4 protein-coding genes are annotated in these 3489 nt (G+C 28.3%); all 4 read right to left on the bottom strand.

Going from position 1 to position 3489, the window contains the following annotated elements:
• Positions 1-129 precede the first annotated feature (129 nt).
• The gene (locus H2650_RS15605) at positions 130-603 is read right to left on the bottom strand and encodes a hypothetical protein (protein ID WP_188051754.1); all 474 of its coding nucleotides are present in this window, start codon (positions 601-603) and stop codon (positions 130-132) included.
• 196 nt (positions 604-799) lie between these two features.
• Positions 800-1597, bottom strand: a complete 798-nt coding sequence (locus tag H2650_RS15600; protein WP_188051753.1) for a hypothetical protein — start codon at positions 1595-1597, stop codon at positions 800-802.
• Complete coding sequence (locus tag H2650_RS15595; RefSeq protein WP_188051752.1) at positions 1584-2366, bottom strand: hypothetical protein; 783 nt, start codon at positions 2364-2366, stop codon at positions 1584-1586. Before H2650_RS15595 ends, H2650_RS15600 begins: the two co-directional genes overlap by 14 nt.
• Positions 2367-2536: 170 nt before the next feature.
• The gene (locus H2650_RS15590) at positions 2537-3460 is read right to left on the bottom strand and encodes a DUF5677 domain-containing protein (protein ID WP_188051751.1); all 924 of its coding nucleotides are present in this window, start codon (positions 3458-3460) and stop codon (positions 2537-2539) included.
• Between the last annotated feature and the right edge of the window lie 29 nt (positions 3461-3489).

Below are 3489 nucleotides of genomic sequence, written 5' to 3'. Positions count from 1 at the left end.
TAACGTCTTGTCGCTTGCCGAGGTTGGGGAATTTCGAAGCCGATTATTTTCAGCTTAACGTAAATGTAGTAAAAAAACGCTAATTCCACTAAAACCCCAATCTTGGCAAACGGCTGTTGGCAGTAGTGCTTATTCGGTTTTATAAGTTTTCCACAAAATTAGGCTTCCAAATATCGTAAATATTATTCCGTTTATTAAGTTTTCAGTTCCAAAATTTTCACTAAATAAATTTCCAAGTTGTCTAAAAGAAAAACTTACGTATTTGTTTCTAAAAAAATGAAATGGAAAAAGAGAAAATAATAGAATTCCAGTTATAATTGTATTTAAAATATGTCTGTTTCTCTTCCAATTTATTAATCCAATTAAAAATATTCCGATTAAAAAGCCATAAAAAAACCACAAGTAAATATTTGACATAAATTCACCAACTTCTTTTGTCAAGTTTAATTTTTGGAAACATTCCGATTTTTGCTTGTCAAAAAACTTTAAATAACATTCATATTTTTCATTTTGAGTGTAAAAATATAAATTCTGTATTCCTTGAATTAAGAAAACACAACCAATAACTTGAATTAGAATTATTTTTAAAATAATGTTTTTCATTTTTAAATTTAGTTGTTTTTTTGGTTTCGGCGCGCGCATTACTGCCAACGTCTTGGCGCTTGGCGTGGTTGGGGAGTAAAGATGCGAGATTTTTCCATTAAACACAAATTTTCCAAGTACAAAACTATATTTAAATTAAGCCTAAAACCCCAATCTCGCCAAACGGCTGTTATAGGATGTTTTTTTTTTCTTACGGTTATTTACTTTTAAAATTTCGGTGAATATTATCCAATTCTTCAACTTCTTCTTTACTGAAATATTTATCCCAAAGTTTACAGTTACTCATATAAGCCCAACATTCCCCAAATTTCAAATATTGTGTTTGTGGGATTTCTTTTTTACGTAAACACTTTTTTAAAATTTCTGTTCGTATTTTTTCGTCTTTTTCAATTATTAAAGAGATTTTTTCTATTTCATCTATTAAAAATCTTTGTTTTATTGAATCAAAGTCTTTAATTACTGCCCAATCTTTTCTTGCGCCAATCCCAATATCAACTCTTCTGAATCTACCTTTTGCTAAGGCAAAATTTATTTCGTCTTTTCTTTCAAAATCAATATTATTCTTCTTTAATTCAATCCAAAATAACTCGGTGTCGATACCAATGCTTTCTTTCCAAAAAGTAAGAATGTCACTCGTAATCGATTTTAATTGTGTGAGTGTAAAGGATTCTTTTCCAATTCTTTCAATCCAATAATTTCCTAAATTTAAAAAGGCTTCTTTAGTTATATTGTCAAAATATTTAGAATTATCTATAAGTCTATTCTGTACTAGAATTGCATTAAGGAGTTTTACTTTATATTCTTTCTTTAAATCTGTCATTATTCTCTGAGGTTTTTTAAAATATCCTATAACGTCTTGGCGCTTGGCGAGGTTGGGGACTTTAAAGCAGAGTATTTTCTGCCGAAACGAAGATATGATAAAAAACGTTAATTCCACTAAACCCCCAATCTCGCCAAACGGCTGTTGTGCGTTCGGTTTTTTATGCGCTTCCACTTATATTTAGTTCTGAATAATTATGTTTTGTTAAATTAACTTTTAGATTTACATTACAATTTCCACCGTCGTTCATTTGGATTAGCGAATATTTGTAGTTGTCTTTTTCATATTTGTTTTTACAATAGCAACTTACCCAAACTTCAATTTCTTGCTTTTCATTTATTACGACAATGCATTGTTTGACATAATTATCAATAACTTTTAGTTTTGTATTATTTTCCGCAAAACACTTTTTCAATATTATATCTAATTCTTCTAATTCATTTTGCTTTAAATCATAAGCTTTTATTGTTTTTGGCTTATATCCATAATAAATATTGCTTTGAAATTTTTCATCGAATGTGAAAATTGCATAATCTTTAATTTTGTCAAATTTTAAACTGTTTTTTGACTTTAATATATTTTTCTTTATTTCAATTTTCAAAGGAAATTCGCCATCAACTAATTCAATAAAATTATTCTTAATAATTGCTTTAGTCGAATTATTTAGTTTAAAATTAGAAGGAAAAAAATTAATTGTGTCATTTATGATTTTAAAAATGCCATCAAATTTTTCTCTTTTTTCATAGTTCGGACTTGATTCAAATCTTTCGCAAGTATAAGAACTGTCAGAATATATTTTTAAATTTATTTTTCCACCAAACATTCCATAATCGTTTTCAGCATAAATTTGCTCAATTTTAGTTTGTTTCTCAATCTTATCTTCTTCTTTTTTACAATTTATTAATAAACATAAAATAAAAATATATACAATTTTGTTTTTCATTTTTCTTTCGGTTTACTGTGCGTTCTACTAAACTGACGCACAACGTCTTGGCGCTTGGCGAGGTTGGGGACTTTATAGCAGAGTATTTTCTGCCGAAACGAAGATATGATAAAAAACGCTAATTCCACTAAAACCCCAATCTCGCCAAACGGCTGTTAGTGGCTGGCTTTTTATTTATTCTGGTTTTTCGATATTTCCACTAAATTCAAATATTCGTTTCTAAATGCCAAGTACCACTTCATAAAATCATCGTTTTTTTCCGGAAGTAGTGTCCTTTGAAAGGTCATTAAAGTTAACAATAAAAAATTTAAAGTATCAACCGAAGTCGATATCGAATCTTTCCACGAACGAATTTGAATTATTGAGCCACTTCCATCTTCATTTGTTAAAAGCACACCTTTATGAACACTTGTTGAATGAATGTTTTTTGAATAATATCTATAATGAAGTTGATAGAAACTATTTAAATTTATTTTGGCAGATAATTGTTCAAAATCTTGTGGTCCATCGAAAAGCGTAAACCAATTTAGTTTTTTTGTTTTCAGAATTGTTCGTTGATATTCAACTTCTACACTTACATAGTTTGGAAGTTTCAAAAGTTCTTCTGCATTTTTTTTTCCTTCGTCAAATTCTGGAGGATATTTAATTTCAAAATCTTTAGTGAATTTATCTTTCGCAATATTTGATTTAAGCTGTTTTCCTCTTTCGGTTGCGAAATCGATTTGCTCAATAAATTTCAAATCTTTATGTGCATTCCATACAAAATATGCCAATGAACGGTTTTTTGTATTTTCTTGAAGTAAATATTCTAAACTGAAAATACTTTCTATTAAAACTCTAACTAATGATTTTGAATTGTCAATTGAAGAATTTTTGATTAAAATTGAAATTGCGTCAGCAATAGATAAAATATTTCTAAAAAACAAAATAGGAACAATATGTTCATCACCTTTTTGTCCTTTTTCTAATTCCCATTTTAGAAGATTTGTTCCGAAATCAATTGCATTGTCAATTAAAATAGACAAATTATTAAGTGATTCTGCCTTGTGATTTTCTAATCTTGGAAGTATACTTTCTATAGCGGGATATTTCATTTATTCGCGATTTTTTTTAAGCTTGCCAC

Origin of the sequence: Flavobacterium sp. GP15 (assembly GCF_014281985.1) — a bacterium.
Classification (GTDB): domain Bacteria; phylum Bacteroidota; class Bacteroidia; order Flavobacteriales; family Flavobacteriaceae; genus Flavobacterium; species Flavobacterium pygoscelis.
The sequence above is the reverse complement of the archived record's forward strand: the minus strand, read 5'-3'. Positions and strand labels throughout refer to the sequence as shown.

Coding starts and splice junctions, on each gene's coding strand:
- H2650_RS15605 (WP_188051754.1), bottom strand. CDS start 603: ATGAAAAACATTATTTTAAAAATAATTCTAATTCAAGTTATTGGTTGT.
- H2650_RS15595 (WP_188051752.1), bottom strand. CDS start 2,366: ATGAAAAACAAAATTGTATATATTTTTATTTTATGTTTATTAATAAAT.
- H2650_RS15590 (WP_188051751.1), bottom strand. CDS start 3,460: ATGAAATATCCCGCTATAGAAAGTATACTTCCAAGATTAGAAAATCAC.